The organism is Massilia sp. LMS1-1-1.1, assembly GCF_040815535.1.
In the GTDB taxonomy this organism is placed as follows: Bacteria; Pseudomonadota; Gammaproteobacteria; order Burkholderiales; family Burkholderiaceae_D; genus Janthinobacterium; species Janthinobacterium aestuarii.
On sequence record NZ_JBFPNG010000001.1, the window covers coordinates 582,879 to 599,547 of the forward strand.

The 16,669-nt window shown below is 64.7% G+C and carries 15 protein-coding genes; 5 read left to right on the plus strand and 10 right to left on the minus strand.

Annotated features, from left to right (window positions below; all coding sequences use genetic code 11):
* Positions 1 to 16 precede the first annotated feature (16 nt).
* The 8 genes from MRBLMS1_RS02710 to ppnN form a co-directional block, all read right to left on the minus strand.
* Entirely contained in the window at positions 17 to 964 is a 948-nt protein-coding gene (locus MRBLMS1_RS02710) for a sugar kinase (RefSeq protein WP_139089556.1), read from the minus strand.
* Positions 961 to 1,707 carry a sugar phosphate isomerase/epimerase family protein gene (locus tag MRBLMS1_RS02715; RefSeq protein WP_485877656.1) on the minus strand — a complete coding sequence of 249 codons (747 nt, stop codon included), beginning with the start codon at positions 1,705 to 1,707 and terminating at the stop codon, positions 961 to 963. Before MRBLMS1_RS02715 ends, MRBLMS1_RS02710 begins: the two co-directional genes overlap by 4 nt.
* Complete coding sequence (locus MRBLMS1_RS02720) at positions 1,704 to 2,438, minus strand: amino acid ABC transporter ATP-binding protein (protein ID WP_070304995.1); 735 nt, start codon at positions 2,436 to 2,438, stop codon at positions 1,704 to 1,706. Before MRBLMS1_RS02720 ends, MRBLMS1_RS02715 begins: the two co-directional genes overlap by 4 nt.
* Entirely contained in the window at positions 2,425 to 3,075 is a 651-nt protein-coding gene (locus tag MRBLMS1_RS02725) for an amino acid ABC transporter permease (RefSeq protein ID WP_034755387.1), read from the minus strand. Before MRBLMS1_RS02725 ends, MRBLMS1_RS02720 begins: the two co-directional genes overlap by 14 nt.
* Before the next feature lies 1 nt (position 3,076).
* Entirely contained in the window at positions 3,077 to 3,769 is a 693-nt protein-coding gene (locus MRBLMS1_RS02730) for an amino acid ABC transporter permease (protein WP_485877658.1), read from the minus strand.
* 90 nt (positions 3,770 to 3,859) lie between these two features.
* Entirely contained in the window at positions 3,860 to 4,666 is an 807-nt protein-coding gene (locus MRBLMS1_RS02735; RefSeq protein WP_485877660.1) for a transporter substrate-binding domain-containing protein, read from the minus strand.
* A 222-nt stretch (positions 4,667 to 4,888) separates the two neighbouring features.
* Positions 4,889 to 5,938, minus strand: coding sequence for a LacI family DNA-binding transcriptional regulator (locus MRBLMS1_RS02740; protein ID WP_485877662.1), 1,050 nt, complete (start codon positions 5,936 to 5,938; stop codon positions 4,889 to 4,891).
* 188 nt (positions 5,939 to 6,126) lie between these two features.
* Complete coding sequence (gene ppnN / locus MRBLMS1_RS02745; RefSeq protein ID WP_046683005.1) at positions 6,127 to 7,497, minus strand: nucleotide 5'-monophosphate nucleosidase PpnN; 1,371 nt, start codon at positions 7,495 to 7,497, stop codon at positions 6,127 to 6,129.
* Positions 7,498 to 7,865: 368 nt separating this feature from the next.
* Here ppnN and MRBLMS1_RS02750 point away from each other — a divergent pair, with 368 nt between their 5' ends.
* From MRBLMS1_RS02750 to MRBLMS1_RS02760, 3 genes are all read left to right on the plus strand, one after another.
* Positions 7,866 to 9,314 carry a peptide MFS transporter gene (locus MRBLMS1_RS02750; RefSeq protein WP_485878955.1) on the plus strand — a complete coding sequence of 483 codons (1,449 nt, stop codon included), beginning with the start codon at positions 7,866 to 7,868 and terminating at the stop codon, positions 9,312 to 9,314.
* A gap of 130 nt (positions 9,315 to 9,444) precedes the next feature.
* The gene (locus MRBLMS1_RS02755) at positions 9,445 to 10,122 is read left to right on the plus strand and encodes a UPF0149 family protein (RefSeq protein WP_485877665.1); all 678 of its coding nucleotides are present in this window, start codon (positions 9,445 to 9,447) and stop codon (positions 10,120 to 10,122) included.
* A 12-nt stretch (positions 10,123 to 10,134) separates the two neighbouring features.
* Positions 10,135 to 11,841 carry a hypothetical protein gene (locus tag MRBLMS1_RS02760; RefSeq protein WP_485877666.1) on the plus strand — a complete coding sequence of 569 codons (1,707 nt, stop codon included), beginning with the start codon at positions 10,135 to 10,137 and terminating at the stop codon, positions 11,839 to 11,841.
* A 23-nt stretch (positions 11,842 to 11,864) separates the two neighbouring features.
* On the opposite strand, the gene MRBLMS1_RS02765 is transcribed toward MRBLMS1_RS02760, so the two are convergent.
* Positions 11,865 to 12,092 (minus strand): hypothetical protein, encoded by a 228-nt coding sequence (locus MRBLMS1_RS02765; RefSeq protein ID WP_485877668.1) that lies wholly within the window; start codon positions 12,090 to 12,092, stop codon positions 11,865 to 11,867.
* A gap of 146 nt (positions 12,093 to 12,238) precedes the next feature.
* Between MRBLMS1_RS02765 and MRBLMS1_RS02770 the strand changes: the two genes are divergently transcribed.
* Positions 12,239 to 13,420 (plus strand): prenyltransferase/squalene oxidase repeat-containing protein, encoded by a 1,182-nt coding sequence (locus tag MRBLMS1_RS02770; RefSeq protein ID WP_485877670.1) that lies wholly within the window; start codon positions 12,239 to 12,241, stop codon positions 13,418 to 13,420.
* Positions 13,413 to 14,342 (plus strand): AAC(3) family N-acetyltransferase, encoded by a 930-nt coding sequence (locus tag MRBLMS1_RS02775; protein WP_485877672.1) that lies wholly within the window; start codon positions 13,413 to 13,415, stop codon positions 14,340 to 14,342. The genes MRBLMS1_RS02770 and MRBLMS1_RS02775 overlap by 8 nt, the downstream gene beginning before the upstream one ends.
* Positions 14,343 to 14,398: 56 nt before the next feature.
* On the opposite strand, the gene MRBLMS1_RS02780 is transcribed toward MRBLMS1_RS02775, so the two are convergent.
* Positions 14,399 to 16,666 carry an OPT family oligopeptide transporter gene (locus MRBLMS1_RS02780; protein ID WP_456150160.1) on the minus strand — a complete coding sequence of 756 codons (2,268 nt, stop codon included), beginning with the start codon at positions 16,664 to 16,666 and terminating at the stop codon, positions 14,399 to 14,401.
* Between the last annotated feature and the right edge of the window lie 3 nt (positions 16,667 to 16,669).

The following is a 16,669-nucleotide window of genomic DNA, read 5'->3' on the forward strand; positions in this document are numbered from 1 at the left end:
GTTTCCCCTGTACGTTTCAAGATGGGACCAGCGCGTCGAGCTGGGCGCGGGTCGGCAAGCCTTCCATGTCGCCGGCCACCTGGATGGCGAAGGCGCCGACCCGGTTACCGCGCCCTACCGCCTGCGCCAGCGGCAAGCCTTCCAGCAAGGCGCTGACCAGGCCGGCCGCGAAGCCGTCGCCGGCGCCCACCGTGTCGACCACGTTGGCCACGCGCTCGCCCGCCACCATGCCGCTGTCGCCATCGGCCGTGCGGTAATAGGCGCCCTCGGCGCCCAGCTTGATGACCACCAGGCGCGCGCCCTGCTGCAGATAAAAGCCGGCGACGTCGTGCGGCAAGTCGTGGCCGGTGAGGATTTTTCCCTCCCCCAGGCCGGGCAGCACCCAGTCCGCCTTGGCGGCAAGACGGTTGATCTGTTCCACCATGACGGCTTGCGACGGCCACAGCGAGGGCCGCAGGTTCGGGTCGAACGATACGCTGCGGCCGTTGGCGCGCATGAAATCGAGCGCCTGGCTGGCGAACGCCAGGCTGGTCTCGGACAGCGCCGCGGCCACGCCCGTGGCGTGCAAGTGGCGCGCGGACAGGAAATAGGCGGGGTCGAAGTGTTCGGGCGCCAGCCGGCTGGCGGCGGAACCCTTGCGGAAGTATTCGACCAGCGGATCGGCGCCGTTCTCGGCCTTCTCCTTGAGCAGGAAACCGCTGGACTGGCCGGCGACGGCAACGACGCGGCTGCAATCGACGCCCTCGGCCTGCACGCTGGCGCGGATGAAGCGGCCGAACGAGTCGTCGCCCACGCGGCTCAGCCAGCCGACTCTCAAGCCCAGGCGCGCCAGGCCGATGGCGACATTCGTCTCGGCGCCGGCCAGGCGGCGCGTAAAGTGCGCCACGGTTGCAAGGTCGCCCGTTTGCTCGGCAACGAACATCGCCATCGCCTCGCCGTAGGTAACAACGTCGAGCTTCATCATGCGGCCTCCAGTATCTGAATGTAGCGGCCCGTTTCGGCCACCAGGTCGGCGCCCTCGAGCGGGAATTCGATGGCCCGCTGCACGCCCGGCGCAAAATGCGCGAAGGCTGCGCGCCAAGTGGGATCGGCTTCGGAAACGGCGCAGGCGGACAGCCGCCCTCCGTCGTCAAGAACCGCCTTGCAGTGGACATAGCGCACATACGGCGCCAGCAGGCGCGCCGCCTGCTGCGCGTCCTCGCCCACCCAGCGCCAGTTGCCGATATCGAAGGTCAGCCCCACGGGCAACCCGAGCTCGTGCGCCGCCGCCAGGAAGCGCGCCATCGTCGCCAGTTTGCCGCCATGGGCCGTCTGGTCGTTTTCCACCAGCAGCGCCACGGACGCGGCCTCCAGCTGCGCCTTCAAGGCCGGCAGCTCCGGAGCGGCCGGGTAGTGGCCCAGCGACACCTTCAGGTAGCGCGCGCCCAGGCGCGCCGCCTCGTCCAGCATCTGCCGCAGCAGCTCGTGCTGCAGCAATCCGTCCTCGCCCCACAATTCGATGGGCGTGGAATACACGCAGTACAGGCCGCGCGCGGCCACCGCCGCGCCCATGCGCGCCAGGTCCGGCAAGTCGGAGGTGAACAATTCGCGGCGGATCTCGATGCCGGCACCGCCCGCATCGGCCACCACGTCGATGAAATGGCTTTGCCCCAGCTGCCTCACCCTGCTTGCGCCGTAGGCCGACGCCGCCACCAGGACGGGGCTCACTTGATCGCTCCCGCGCCAACGAACTGGCGCGCTTCGGGTGTTTGCGGATTGCTGAAAAAGGCTTCCGACGGCCCGCTTTCCCACACCAATCCCTGGTGCATGAAGACGGTGACGTCGGCCATGCGCCGCGCGAACTCCATCTCGTGCGTCACCAGCAGCATCGTCATGCCAGCCTGCGCCAGCTCTTCCATCACCTTCAGCACTTCCTGCGTCAGTTCCGGGTCCAGCGCCGACGTCACTTCGTCGAACAGCATCACTTGTGGCTCCATCGCCAGCGAACGGGCGATCGCCACGCGCTGCTGCTGGCCGCCCGACAGCTGCTCGGGATAGGACTCGCGCTTGTGGTCCAGACCCACCTGCTTGAGCACGCGCAGCGCCGTGGCGCGGCCTTGGGCGTCGGGCACCTTCTTGACGATGCGCGGCGCCAGCATGACGTTTTCTTCCACGGTCAGATGGGGGAACAGGTTGTAGCTCTGGAAGACCATGCCGACATCCTTGCGCAAGTCGAGCAGGTGTTCCTGGCGTGCCGTCAGCGTGTGGCCGGCCACGACGATGCTGCCGCTGTCGATGGTTTCCAGGCCGTTGATACAGCGCAGCATGGTGCTCTTGCCGGAGCCGCTGCGGCCGATCACGGCGATCACCTGGCCCCGCTCGACGGCGAACGACACGCCCTTGAGCACGTGATTGGCGCCGAAGCTCTTGCTGATATTGTCGATTTCAACGATGGGCATGGAATTTCCTTTCCAGTGAATGGCTGTAGCGCGACAGCGGATAGCACATCGCGAAGTAGATCAGGGCGACGATGGGGAAGACGATGAACGGCAGGAAGGTCGCATTGCTGACCAGTTGCCCTGCCCGCGTCAGTTCCACCACGCCGATGATCGAGGTGATCGAAGTGTTCTTGATGATCTGCACCATGAAGCCCACGGTCGGCGGCAGCGAATGGCGCAGCGCCTGCGGCAGGATGACGTAGCGCAGCTGCTGGTAGCGGTTCAGCGCCAGCGCGGCCGACGCTTCCCACTGCTGCCGCTGCACGCCTTCGATGCAGCCGCGCCAGATCTCGCCCAGGTAGGCGCTGGCAAAGATCGTCATCGCCGCGCCGGCCGCGATGACCGGCGACAGCTTGTAGCCGAACAGGGCCAGGCCGTAATAGGTCAGGAACAGCACGATCAGCACGGGCGTGCCCTGGACCAGCTGGATGTACAGGGCGCTGATGAAACGCAGGAAGGGGCTGCGCGCCGTGCGCAGCAGCGCCACCGCGAAGCCGGCGATGCCGCCCGTGATGAAGACGATCAGCGACAGGCCGATGGTCCAGCGCGTGGCCTCGAGCAGGAACTGCAGGTTATCCCAGGAAAAGTCACTGATCATGTCATGCTCCCATGCGCACCGCGCCCAGACGGCGGCGGCGTTTGAAAACGATCTGGCCCAATACCCAGAAACTGAAGCGGAACAACAGGGCCAGCACGATGTACAGCACCATCACGACGATGTAGATCTCGAAGCTGCGGAAGGTTTCCGAGTCGAGCAGGTGCGCGGCGGCAGTCAGCTCTTCGGCGGAAATGGCCGACACGACGCTCGAGGCCAGCATCATCAAGGTGAACTGGCTGGCCAGCGCCGGATAGACTTTTTCCAGCGCCGGCAGCAGCACCACGTGGCGCATCACCTGCCAGCGCGTCATGCCCAGCGCCTGCGCCGCCTCGAGCTGCGACGGATGCACGGCGCCGATGCCGGCGCGCACGATCTCGGTCGCATAGGCGCCCAGGTTGACCGTCATGGCGACGAGCGCGGCGCCGTTCGCATCGAGCTGCAAGCCCAGCGACGGCAAGCCGAAGTAGATGATGAACAGCTGCACCAGGAACGGCGTGCTGCGGATGATCTCGACATAGGCGCGCACCACCGCGCGGGCATAGGCGGGACCGTTCTTCAGGATGACGGCGGCGCACACGCCCACCGCCAGCCCCAGCACCATGGACAGTGCGCTCAGGCGTATCGTCAGCGCCGCGCCCCACAACAGGCGGTCCAGCGATTGCATGACGAGTTCGAAATGAAATTCATACGGCATACTCAACTCCTTTCTACGTGTGCGTCCCCGGTCGCGCCACCGTGGCGGCGCGCCGTGCGGACGAGCACTATCGCTGTGCGGGTGGCGGTATCAGAAGGTCGGCAGCGCCGGCAGCGGCGCGCCGCTCCACTTGCGAGCGATGGCATCGAGTTCGCCGTTCAGCTTGACGTAGTAGATGAAGTTGTTGAGCCACTGGTGCAGCTCGAAGTCGCCGCGGCGCACGGCCATCGAGTTCGGTTGCAGCGAGTAGGAGAAGCGGACCTCGATCTTGCCGGCGCCGCGCGTCTTGATGATGTCGAGCGCCATCGTGCTGGGAATCGAGACGGCGTCGACCTGCTTGCTGAGCAAGGCCTGGGTGACGGTGGCGTCGTCCTCGAAACGCACGATGCTGGTGCCGGCCGGCGCCATGCGGCTCAGCGCCGTGTCATTCGTGGTGCCGCGCGTCACGCCCACCTTCTTGCCCTTCAAGTCGGCCAGGGCCTTGAATTTGCCGCCGACCGGCGCGACGATGGCCAGCTCGAAGGCGCTGTAGGGCATCGTGAACATCAAGGTCTTGGCCCGTTCCGGCGTGGGCGCCAGGGTGGCCACGAGGAAGTCGACCTTGCCCGCTTCCAGCGACGGCACGCGCGACGGCGCCGTCAGCGGGACGATTTCCACGGGCAGGTTCAGGTATTTGCCGATCAGGTTGGCCACATCGACGTCATAGCCGACGGGCGCGCCCTTGGCGTCGATGCTGCCAAACGGCGGCGTGCCGCTGACCACGCCGATGGTCAGCTTGCCCTTCTTGATCAAGTCGCCAAGCGTCTGGGCGCCGGCGTCGGCCGCCGCACCGAGGGCGCACGTTGCTGCCAGTGCGCAGGCCACGATCTTCGCGTAAAACAGTGTCGTCATCTTCATGCTCAGTCTCCTGTGATCCCGGTGCCGGCCTCGTCGAGGCACTTCCGGGAATATTGTCAAATGGACGATTTATTTCGTCTCTTGCCGTGTCGTTTCAACTTATTTTCAAGCTCTTGCCAACCATTGCCCTGCCTGTCTATCCACGCCCCTTTCCTGGCTGCATACAATCTATGAAACCGGTTCCATAACCTTTCCAAAAAAAAGGCAAGGCCCTCTTCCCCGTCAGTCGCCGCCCCGGGTGGAGTTGCGCACAATCAGCTTGCCAGGCAACAGCACCTCGCGCGGCGGGCATTGCTCGCCCTGCAGGCGCGACAGCATGCAGGTCATCGCGGAAAAGCCGATCTCGTACGTCTGCTGCTCGATCGTGCTCAAGCCGGCCAGCGGCGACCATGGCAATTCGTCAAAGCCCAGCAAGCCCACGTCCTGCGGCATGCGCAATGCGAGGCGCTGCAGCATCAGTGCCAGTTCCAGCGCCACCATGCCGTTCGAGGCCAGCAGCGCCACGCGGCGGCCGCGCCATTGCGCCAGGCATAGCCGCACCTGCGCGTCGATGGCGGGCCGGTCGTCCAGGTCCACCGCCAGCACTTCGCCCACGCAGCCCGGATGCTCGGCCATCACGGACTGGAAACCGTCGGCGCGCATCAGGCGCGAACTGACGCCCGTCAAGGGCGGCGCAACGAAGGCGATGGCGTCGAAACCCTGTTCGATCAGATGCGCGGTGGCCAGCCGGCCCGCCTGCACATTGTCCAGGCCCACGAGGTCGAAATCGGCGCCCTCGATGCGGCGATCGACCAGCACGATGGGCATGCCCGCCTGCTGCAAGTCGGACGACTCGATGTTGCGCCCCTGCGTGTTGACGATCAGCCCTTCCACGCTATACGAGCGCAGCGCGGCCAGCGACTGGCGTTCGCGCTGTTCGTCATTGCCTGTGTTACACAGAATCAGGGTATAGCCATGCTGCTGGCAAGCCGCTTCCACGCCTTGCAGCACGGCCACCGTGTAGGGATTGAGCATGTCCGCCACGACCATGCCGATCAGGCGCGTGCGTCCCCGCTTGAGGCCGCGCGCCATCTGGTTCGGCTGGTAGCCGAGGCGCGCGATGGTGCTGGTGATCTGCTGGCGGATATTCTCGGACAGGGCATCGAGTTCGCCGCCGAGAAAGCGCGACACGCTCGTCTTCGACACGCCTGCCTCGCGCGCCACCTGGGCGATGGTCACGGGCCGTGCCGGCTCGCCGGAAACTGTTTTTTTACTGCCGCGTACTGAATCCAAGCTTGTTCTCCACTACCTGTTGACCTGCATATTTTTATTTTGGAACCGGTTCCAAAGATAGCACCCACGAATCGTTGACGCAAGCGATTTGATTGCCTGTGGCGGCGAAGGAACACGATGGGTGCATCAATGGAAAAGCGCCACCCTCCCCCGGCAAACGCAGAGGACGGGCGGCGCTGACTAAAAAATTACTGGACGACGGTATAGCACGGCACGTATGCCGTACCCGCCAGTTTCATGCGGTGCTGCGCCACGAATGACGCGAGCAGCGCATCCATGGGGCCGGCGATGGATTTGTCGCCGTGGATCTCGAAGTTGCCGTACTTTTCGATCGAACGGATGCCGTCATCCTTGACGTTGCCCGCCACCACGCCCGAAAACGCGCGGCGCAGCTGGGCCGCCAGCAAGTGCGTGGGCTGGTTCTTGTGCAGGCTCAGGTTGCGCATGTTTTCATGCGTGGGCTGGAACGGCTTCTGGAATTCGTGGTCGATCTTCAACAGCCAATTGAAGTAATACGCGTCGCTGTGCGCCTTGCGGAATTCGCGCACCTGGCGTATGCCTTCGAGCATTTCGCGCGCCACCAGTTCCGGGTCATCGATGATGATCTTGTAGCGCTGCTGCGCTTCCGGGCCCAGGGTGTCGTGGATAAACTGGTTGATCTGCACGAAGTATTCGCGCGACGTTTCCGGGCCCGTGAAGATCAGCGGGAAGGGAATCTCGGCGTTGTCCGGGTGCAGCAGGATGCCGAGGATGTACAAAATCTCTTCGGCCGTGCCCGCGCCGCCAGGGAAGACCACGATGCCGTGGCCGGCGCGCACGAACGCTTCCAGGCGTTTTTCGATGTCCGGCATGATGACGAGGTCATTGACGATGGGGTTCGGCGACTCGGCCGCGATGATGCCCGGCTCCGTGATGCCCAGGTAGCGGCCATTGTGCAGGCGCTGCTTGGCGTGGCCGATGGTGGCGCCCTTCATGGGGCCTTTCATGGCACCGGGGCCGCAGCCGGTGCAGATGTCGAGGCCGCGCAAGCCCAGCTGGTAGCCCACTTCCTTCGAATAATTGTATTCGGCGCGGTTGATCGAGTGCCCGCCCCAGCACACGACCAGGTTCGGGTTGAGCTGGGTTTGCAGCACGTTCGCGTTGCGCAGGATGTGGAAGACGGCGTCCGTCACGCCTTCCGTGCTCTGCAAGTCGAATTTCGGGTTGCCCGTCACTTCATCGCTGACGAAGATAATGTCGCGCAGCACGGCAAACAGGTGCTCGTGGATGCCCTTGATCATCTTGCCGTCGACAAAGGCGATGGCCGGCGCGCCCTTGATGTCGAGCTTGATGCCGCGCTCGCGCTGGATGATCGAGATTTCAAACGACTGGTAGCGCTCCAGCAGGGCGCGGCCATCGTCGATGGTGCTGCCGCAATTCAAGACCGCCAGCGCGCAGCGGCGGAAGGTGTTGTACAGGCCGCCCTGGCTGGTGTCGAGCAGTTTGTTGACTTCAGTCTTGGAGAGCACGTCCAGGCGGCCTTCCGGTGAAACCAGAGTATCGATAACGTCGTGTTCCATAATGCGAAAAATCCCTTTAAAAATCGATGCTCGAAGGTCTTGCAGCCTTAATATACGACAAGTCAGGCAAGTTGTGCTGTGCCGCCGCAAAATCGCCGGGCCCGCCCTTGCCTGCAAACCGGTTTGACTAATATGAAACAGTCATTCTTGCTAATGCGAATCGAAACCTTCGCTCAGCGCAATTTGTAGATTAGAATGCCAGCCTATTGGAATTCCCGTGCGTGAGGTTCTTCATGAGAGTCCCCGCCGCCCGCAGGCTTCCATAAGTTCGTTGTATCGATTGACTATAATAATTTTTCAGGAGGAACCGCATGAGCGGTGCGACTACGCCCAACAAGGAAGCCGTTATTCCCGAGTTCAAGCAGATTATGGGCCATCCAAGCCCATTGTGGATGTTGTTCATGACTGAATTCTGGGAACGCTTCGCGTTCTACGGAGTTCGCTGGGCGCTGGTCCTGTACATCGTGGCCCAGTTCCACGGCGGCGACGGTTCGGGACAGGCAGCGGCCAACCTTACCTACGGTTCCTTCCTCGCGCTGGTGTACGCCGGCGCCCTGTTCGGCGGCTACATCGCCGACCGTGTCATCGGTTACCAGCGCTCGATCCTGCTGGGCGCCGTCTTCATGGCTGCAGGCCTGTTCTGCATCTCGGTACCGAACCAGGACATCTTCAACCTGGGCCTGGCCACCATGATCGTCGGCAACGGCATGTTCAAACCGAACATTTCGACCATGGTCGGCAAGCTGTACACGACAGCCGATCCGCGCCGCGACAGCGGCTTCACGATCTTCTACATGGGTATCAACATGGGCGCCATGGTTGCCCCTGTCTTCACCCAGTGGCTGGCCGAGTCGATCTTCGGCACCAGCGCCATGCCATCGTACAAGATGGTCTTCATGGCATCCGGTTTCGGCATGCTGATCAGCCTGGTATGGTTCGCCATCGGCCGCCGCGCCCTGAAAGGCATCGGCGCTCCTGAAGCCGGTTCCGGCAACCCGATGCGCGTCGTCTGGGTGGCCGTCGGTTCCCTGTGCGTGATCCCGCTGATGTACTTCCTGCTGACCGTCGGCGCTGAAAAGCTGCAAATCGTCCTGACCGTGCTGTTTGTCGGCCTGGCCGTGATGCTGATGATCGAAGGCATACGCAACGGTAAAGTTGCGCGTGACCGCGTCATCGCCATGCTGCTGATCTTTGTCTTCAACATCCTGTTCTGGATGTTCTTCGAACAGGCAGGCAGCTCGTTTACCTTCCTGGCCGACAAGATCGTCAACCGCGACCTGGGCTTCTGGATCTTCCCGACCGCCTACTTCCAGACCGTCAATTCGGTCGCCATCATCGTCTTCGCACCGATCATCGCCGCCATCTGGGTTTTCCTGGCGCGCCACAACGTCAATCCTTCGATCCCGCGCAAATTTGGCCTGGGCTTGCTGGGCAATGCGCTGGCCTTCGGCCTGCTGATCTTCGCTCTGTCGAGCCTGGTTGGCGCCGATAACAAGATCCCGTTCTGGACCCTGACCACCGTCTACGTGCTGCAATCGATCGGCGAGCTTTGCCTGTCGCCTATCGGCCTGTCGATGGTCACCAAGCTGGCGCCAGTGCGCCTGGTCGGCCTGGGCATGGGCGGCTGGTTCCTGTCGACCGGTATCGGCAACAACCTGTCGGGCATCTTCGCCAGCCACGTCAGCGGCACCAGCGGCATGTCGGTGCAGTCGGCCCTGTCCGGCTACACCTTCGGCTTCTGGTCCCTGCTGGGCGCCGGTGTCGTGCTGTTCCTGATCGCACCGCTGATCAACAAACTGATGCACGGCGTGAAGTAAGCTTCTGCCTTAGCTGACAACGGCGGCCTGCGGGCCGCCGTTTTTCATTCCAGCGCCGGTTTTTTCCCGGCCGGGCGGTACAATACGGCCAGGGCCGCCGGCCACTCCACTCACATCACCAAAGAATATTATGTCCAGCATCTCCACCACCACGCCCCTCTCCGACGACGAATACGCCGAACTTGACACCCTGCTGGCCGCACCTGCGCTGGAAAGCCGCGCCATGGACGTGTCGATGCTGGAAGGTTTTCTCACGGCCGTCGCCCTGAGCCCGAAACAGATTGCGCCGGAACAGTGGCTGCCATGGGTGTGGGACAAGGCGGCCGGCAGCGCCTTGCCAGCGCAGGACGAGGCCAGCGAACGGGCGGCCAGCCTGGCGCAGCGCCACCACGCCTACATGGTCGAATGGCTGGCGAAGGACCCGGACAGCTTCGAGCCCATCTACGTCTGCGGCCCCGAATGGAGCGTGCCCGCCTGGTGCGCCGGCTTTATCCTGGGAACGAGCCTGGACAAGCCCCAGTGGGCGGCCCTGGCCGTCAGCCACCCTGAGTACCTGGCGCCATTCCAGCACCTGGCCACGGCCAGCGAACTCGATGACGATGCAGCCGAAACAGCCATGGATGGCGTGATTCCCGCCGTCATCGCCATCAACGCGGCCTGGGCGCGCCAGCGCCACCTGAAACAAAGCCAGCCCGGCGCCACCGTGCTGCGCGAACTGCCGAAGACGGGCCGCAACGACCCGTGCCACTGCGGCAGCGGCAAGAAATACAAGAAATGCTGTGCCGACGCCGATAGCGCGGCCGCCTAAGACGGTATCTCCTTGCGCCAGCTGCTGACGGCCATCCTGCGCTTCCTGCTGCGCCACGCGCTGCAGTTCGCGCTGTTCATCGTCATCCTGCTGGCCGGACGCCTGCTGCTGGCCGAATGGCGCGCCTACAGCGCCGGCAGCGAGGCCGTGGGTGCACTGAGGCTGGCCGCCGATGGCGCCGATCATCATGGCGCCGGCCTGGCCGCTGCCGCCACGGCACGGGTCAACGCCTTGCAAAAGGCCTCGCAAGCGGCGATCGCCACGCGCCTGGCGCAAGTGCAGGTGCAGGTGCAATTGACCACCTTGCGCGCGCGGCAGCATCCGTCGCTGTTCACCCTCCCTCTGCCCGACACGACCACCCTGGCCCTGCACGCGCAGGAAGAAGCCACGCGCCGCGTGGAGATCGAAGTGCTGGCGCAGGAAGCCCGCTATCTGACGGCCCTGCAAGCGGCGATCAGTGGCGAAGATGCGCGGCAGACCCTGGCGCGCCTGCACGCGGAACATGTGCGCGCGTATGCCGCGTTGCAGCACAACCTGCGCCAGCGCCGGGAACTGGAAGCGCAGCACCCGCTGGCGGCCCGCCTGCCCGGCAGCGACGTCTACGCGCAGCTGTCGCAGCTCGAAGCGCAAGGCCAGCGCTTGCGCGAGATCAACCTGCAAGCGTACCAGGCCTGGGCAGCGCAGCGCGCGCGCACCAGCGCCACGAACGCTGCCCGCCCCGCCGCATTCGCCATCGACACGCAAGCCTTGGCCGGTGCGCTGGCGCCCGTGCAAAAAGCCATCGCGGCCGGCGAAACGCAGCTGGCGCGCAACTGGATCGCCCGCTGGCGCGCGCCCGTCATGGACGTGGCGCCCACAGCCGCCCTGCTGGTGCTGTCGGCCATTTTGCTGCCCGTGGCGATCAAGGCCTTCTTTTACTTCGTGCTGGCGCCCATTGCTGCGCGTTTGCCGCCGCTGTCGATCGCGCGCGAACTACAGTTGCCGGGCAGCTCCCTCCCCTTGCCGCCGCATGGCGAATCACGCATTTCCGCCGTCTCGCAGGGCTTGCTGCTGCAGCCCGGGCAGCGGATGCTGATCCATCCCGAATACCTGCAATCGTCGCCCGTCAGCAGCACCAAGCGCACGCAATGGCTGCTGGACTGGCGCTTCCCGTTCACCAGCTTGGCCGCCGGCATGGTGGCGCTGACCCGGCTGGAAAGCAGCGAGCCGGCATCCGTGACGATATCCGCCAGCGACGATCCGCTGCTGGAAGTGGCCATCGTCCACCTGCCAGCCGGCAGCGCCCTCGTGTTCCAGCCGCGGGGACTGGTCGGATTGATTGCCGATGCGGGCCAGCCTTTGGCGATCAGCAGCCACTGGCGCCTGGGCAGCCTGCACGCCTGGCTCACCCTGCAGCTGCGCTTCATCGTCTTTCGCGGCCCCGTCACCCTGATCGTGCGCGGCTGCCGTGGCGTGCGCCTGGAACGGGCCGGCCAGGGACGCTCCATCAGCCAGTCCGCCACTCTGGGTTTCAGCACCGACGTGCTGTACTCGACTCTGCGCAGCGAAACCTTCATCCCCTACCTGCGCGGCCAGCAAGCGCTGCTCAACGACCGCTTCGATGGCGGCAACGGCATCTACCTGTACGAAGAAACCCCGCGCCACGGCAAGCATCCGGGTAAGGTGGGCAGCTGGTTCGAGGGATTGACGGACACGATCTTGAAAGTGTTCGGCATCTAGCCTGAGAAACAATGCGCATTCGGTTACGCCGCAACCGAATGCGACACCGTCAGCCACTCGCCCGGCTGCAGATTCGCCGCCGCCTCGCGCGTGGCCAGCACGCTGTCCGGGTCCAGATCGGAGCGTTTCAGCTTGTAGGAATAGGCGAAATCATCGGCATCGAATGCCTGCCCCGCCTTGACGTAATACTTGAAGCCGACGAAGGAGTCGGGATTGGTGACGACCGAATACTCAAGGGTGACATTGTTCATGGCGGGCCTCGTCAACGGTGGTGAGACATCCATTATGCGTCAATTCCGGCGGCGGCGATGCGGCGGCTGATCCTTGCGGCAAGTCAATAGCCGTGCCGGCTGCCGGCGCTACAGTAGCCGGAGTCCACCACTACGCCATCACTGCCATGCGCACCTTGCTCACGAAGATACGGAACACACTGGCGCCGCAGGCAAGCCTGCCGGCCGCGGCGCGCATGGAGCGGCTGTCGGACCGGCGTGGCCTGCCCGACCTTGACCTCGGGCCGCAAGCCGTCGTCAAGGCCTGCACGGCCTGGCTGTGCGCGGCGCAGGACCATTCCAGCTCACACGACGGCGGCGTCGCGCGCGACTACAGTCTGCTGACAGGCTGGTCGAGTTCCTACCCGGAGACCACCGGCTACATCATCCCCACCGTCATCGCCCTGGCGCAGCGCACGGGTGACGAGGCGCTGCACGAGCGCGCGCGCCGCATGCTCGATTGGTGCGTGGCCATCCAGTTCCCCGAAGGCGGTTTTCAGGGCGGGAAGATCGATTCCACGCCGCGCGTGCCCGTCACCTTCAACACGGGCCAGATTTTGCTGGGCCTGGCCGCCGGCGTGGCAGCGTACGGCGAAGCCTACGAGGACGCCATGCACCGCGCGGCAAGCTGGCTGCGCGACAGCCAGGATGCCGACGGCTGCTGGCGCCGCCATCCTACGCCGTTCGCCAGCGCCGGAGACAAGGCCTATGAAACGCATGTGGCGTGGGGTCTGTTCGAAGCGGATCGCGTCGCACCGGGCCACGGCTATGGCGCGGCCGGCCTGCGCCAGGTCGACTGGGCGCTGACGAAACAGCGCGCCAATGGCTGGTTCGCTTCGAACTGCCTGGACAACCCGCTGCTGCCCCTGACTCACACCATCGGCTACGCCTTGCGCGGCCTGCTCGAAGCGCACCGCTTTTCCGCGCGCACCGGCCTGCTGGACGCCGCCGCGCGCACCGGCACGAGCGTCGCCAAGGCCGTGGGGGACGACGGCTACCTGGCGGGTCGCCTCGGCCCGGACTTCCAGCCGGGGGTCGGCTACGCCTGCCTCACGGGTTCCGCGCAAAACGCCCATTGTCTGTTCCTGCTGTACCAGCTCACGGGCGAGCGGCGCTACCTCGACGCGGGGCGCCGCTTGAACAGTTTCGTGCGGCGCGCGGTCAGCATCGACGGTCCCGCGCACGCGCGCGGCGGCGTCAAGGGCTCGTTTCCCGTCGATGGCGACTACGGCACCTGGGCCTACCTGAACTGGGCCGCCAAGTTCTGCATCGATGCCAACCTGCTGGAAATGGGCATCGGAGATGCTTGACGAGGCCAAACGCGCCGCCAGGGCCGCGCTGGAAGCATGGCGCCGCACCGCCAGCGCGCGGCACGTGCGCCAGAACGCGCCCCATGTGACGCGCGCCGGATTGGCCGCCGATCTGACGCGGCTGGGCATTGCGCACGGAGATACGCTGTTCATCCATTCATCGCTGAAAAGCCTCGGCTACGTGGAAGGCGGCGCGCCGGCCGTCGTACATGCGCTGCAGGACGCCGTCGGCCCGCAAGGCACCTTGCTGCTGCCCACCTACTATCTGCCCGGCGGCACGGTGCGCGCCACCTGCGCCATGCCCGACTATGTGTTCGACCCGTGCCGCCATGGCACGCACATGGGGCGCCTGCCCGAAGCCTTCCTTGCCAGCGCCAATGTCCGGCGCAGCATCCACCCGACTCACTCCGTGTCCGCGTGGGGCCGCCATGCCGCTCACCTTACCGAGGCGCATCACCACGCGCCCTCGATCTTCGGCATGGACTCGCCGTGGCAGCGTTTCATCGGCTGCGATCAGGCGAAGGTGCTGGGTCTCGGCATTTCCATGGGACCGGTGACGTTCTATCACGCGCTGGAAGACGCCATGGGCGACGCCTTTCCCGTGCCCGTATGGGAAGACGATACACAGCTGCTGGCCTGCCTGGACCATGCGGGCCGGCGCTGGGAAGTGCCCGTGCGCCCGTTCGATCCGGCAGTCGCCCAGCGCCGCATCGACCATCCCGGCCGCGCCGACCTGCGCGACTACTTTCACCGTGAATTCGACGCGGCCGGCCTGCGCGTCAACGGCCAAGTGGGCGACGCGGCGTCGTGGTGCATACCGGCGCAGGCATTTTATGCGCACCTGGGCCGGCTCGCGTCCGACGACGTGACGATCTACGCCACAGCGGCGCAGCTGGCGGCACGGCCCATCGGGCACGCATAGAAAAACCGCCCGGATCGTCATGACACCGGGCGGCTCTCATTGGGTAGGCTGGGACATCAAGCCTGCGGGCGATCCGCCTTCTTCTCTCTTGCCACGATATACAGCAGCACGATGATGACGGCATACGGCAGCAGCGACAGCGCATCCGAGTGCAGGCCAGCGTAGAACGGGTTGCCGTGCTCGGCCCAGTCGGCCATCATCTGGTCGAAGTGCGTGAGCACGCCGGCCGTGATGGCGATGATGATGCCGGCCAGCGCGCCGCCGGCGATGTAGCCGGATGCCAGCAGCACGCCCGAGCTGCGGTCGCCCGCCAGCTGGCGCTCTTCCTCGTTCAGTTTCGCATTGTGTTCCAGCTTGTTGTTGCGGCGGTCCGCCAGCCAGCGCACCAGACCGCCGACGAAGATCGGCAAGGTCGATGACAGCGGCAGGTACACGCCCACGGAAAACGCCAGCGACGGGATGCCGGCCATTTCCAGCACCACGGCGATCATCACGCCGAACAGCACCAGGGTCCACGGCAGTTGCTGGTCGAGAATGCCCTTGATGATGTAGGACATCAGCACGGCCTTCGGCGCATCGTATTTTTTCACTTCCGAACCGTCCGGACGCTTGCTGTAATGGCCATTGATGCCCGGATCGACCAAGTAGGCCAGCTGGCCGTCTTCCTTCACAAAATACTTGCCGGCCGGGCCGCCGACGGTATCCGTCTTTTGCCAGACTTTATACGTATTGTGGTCGGTATCGGCTTGCGGGCCATGCAGCGCGCCCGTCACCGTCAGCTTCGACGCGTCGACCGTCAGGCCGGGCGCCACTTGCGCGGCCGGCACGTAGACGGTGCTCGCTTCGTTCAGTTTCAGCAGAATCGGGCCGAGGATCAGCGCGGACGACAGCGCGCCCGCCAAAATCGCATACTGCTGCAGGCGCGGCGTGGCGCCCACCAGATAGCCGGTTTTCAAGTCTTGCGACGTGGTGCCCGCATTGCTGGCGGCGATGCAGACGATGGCGCCCACCGACAGGGCCGTCACATAGTAACGCCCGCCCGTCCAGCCCATGATCAGGAAGATCAGGCAGGTAAACAGCAAGGTGGCCACGGCCATGCCGGAGATCGGGTTCGACGACGAGCCGATTTCGCCCGTCAGGCGCGACGACACGGTGGCGAACAGGAAGCCGAAGACGAGGATCAGCAGCGCGCCGAGGAAGTTCATGTGCAGCGGCGTGGCGAAGGTGATCACGGCGATGATGGACAGGCAGCCGATGACGACCCATTTCAGGGGGATATCCTGGTCCGTGCGCAAGGTCGAATTGCTCTTGACGCCCTTGCCGATGCCTTTCAGGCCGGCCGACAGGCTGCGCCAGATCATGGGCATGGCGCGCACGAGCGAAATCAGGCCGCCGGCGGCCACGGCGCCCGCGCCGATGTACAGCACATAGGCGCTGCGCACGTCGTCCGCGCCCATTTCGCTGATCAACTTGGTGCCAGGAGACAGCACGGTGGTCAGGCTGTCGCCGAAGAACTTGATCATCGGGATCAGCAGCAGGTAGGACAGCACGCCGCCGGCCGCCATGGTGGCGGCGATGCGCGGGCCGATGATGTAACCCACGCCCAGCAATTCAGGGGAAATCTCGGCGCCGATGGAGCCGCCCTTGAGCGGTGCGGCAAATTCCACGCCCGGCGTATCCTTCCAGCCCTTGAACGAGATATTGAATACCTTGTACAGCAAGCCGACGGCAAAACCGCCGAAGATAATCTTGGCGCGGCGCTTGGCGTCCAGCGCGGCAGCCGAATCCTTCTCGATGCTTTCGCCGGCGGCGATGCGCGATTCTTCCGTGGCGGCCGCCTTGAGCACTTCGGCGCACGCCGTGCCTTCGGGGAATTTGAGTTCCTTGTGCTGGTCGACGATCATGGTGCGGCGCATCGGGATCATCATCAAAATGCCCAGCAAGCCGCCGAGGACACCGACCAGCATGACCCGCGAGATTTCCAGGTCGAAGCCGAGGATCAAAATGGCGGGCATGGTCACGCCCAGACCGAAGGCCAGCGATTCGCCGGCCGAACCGGCCGTTTGCGTGATGCTGTTTTCCAGGATCGACGAATCCTTGCCGCCCACCTTCTTGGCCAGGCCGAACAGGGTAATGGCGATCACGGCGACGGGAATCGAGGCGCTGACGGTCAGGCCCACTTTCAGCACCAGGTAGAGCGAGGAGGCGCCAAAGACCATCCCCAGGATGACACCCATGAACAGCGCGCGGAAGGTCATCTCGGGCAGTTTCGCATCGGCCGGAATATACGGCTTCACGGCGCTCGGCATTGCATCTTTTGCCATAAA